The 1,121-nt window shown below is 70.0% G+C and carries 1 protein-coding gene; it reads right to left on the minus strand.

The window, feature by feature from the left end; all coding sequences use genetic code 11:
* Positions 1–1,121 (minus strand): IS3 family transposase (locus ABD993_RS36500; protein WP_345428976.1); only part of this gene is annotated, 1,121 nt, incomplete at both ends.

Consider the following 1,121-nt stretch of genomic DNA (forward strand, 5'->3'; position numbering starts at 1 on the left):
ATGGTTTCGAACTGTACGGGGCTCATCCAGTCCAGTGCGGAGTGTCGGCGGCGGCGGTTGTAGAAGCCCTCGATGTATTCGAAGATCGCGTTCGCGAGCTCGATGCGGGTGCGCCAGCGCTGCCGGTCGAGTAGCTCGGTCTGCATCCGGCCCCAGAAGGCCTCGGCGACGGCGTTGTCGTAGGGGTCGCCGACGCTGCCCAGTGAGGGCAGCAGGCCCGCTGTGCGAGCGCGTTCGGTGAAGGTCCACGAGGTGAACTGGGTGCCGTGATCGCCGTGGATGATCCCGCCGGGCACCTGCCCGCTGGTGCCGCGCGAGTCGATCGCCATCCCGAGCGCGGAGGTGGCCAGGTCGGCTCGTTGACGGGAGTCGATGGCCCAGCCGACGACCCGGCGGGAGAAGACGTCGAGGACCACGCAGCAGTAGAGCTTGCCCTCGCGGGTGGGGTGCTCGGTGATGTCGGTGACCCAGAGCTGGTTCGGGCCGTCGCGCCGGAAGTCCCGCTTGACCAGGTCGGTCACGGTCTTCGCGGAGGGGACCCGTTTCGCTCTGCGCCGCAATGGGAGTCCGGCCAGGCCGGCGCGGCGCATCAGCGCGGCGACGGTCTTGCGGGACACGACCACGCCCTGGCCCAGGACGAGTTCGGCGCGGATCCTCGGTGCCCCGTAGGTCTGCCGGGAGGCCTCGTGGACCGCGGTGATCTGGTCGATCAGCCAGGCCTGCCGGATCGTGCGTGATGAGGGTGGGCGGCTGCGGGCTTCGTAGAAGCCTGCCCGGGACACCCCGAGGGACAGGCAGGCCTGCTTGACCGGGACGCCCTCAGCGGCCAGTTCCGCGACGAGGGCGAACCGGGCTTTTGGGGGCACCACCTTCTCCACCGCGGCCGCTGCCTTGCGCAGGATCTTGACCTCGGTCTCGAGCTCGGCGATCCGTGCCTTGGCCGCGGTGAGCGCAGCGGACTCGACCTGCTCCGGGGTCGGGGTCTTGAGCCCGCGTTCGAGTAGATCCCGGGACTTCCAGCGATGCAGGCACGACTCCGCGATGCCCAACGACGTCGCTACGTCGCGCACTGAGCGGCCCGAGGCGAGCAGGTCAAGGGCGCGTCGCCGGAACTCCGGCGG

It is taken from the genome of Pseudonocardia xishanensis (assembly GCF_039541715.1).
GTDB classification, from domain to species: Bacteria; Actinomycetota; Actinomycetes; order Mycobacteriales; family Pseudonocardiaceae; genus Pseudonocardia; species Pseudonocardia xishanensis.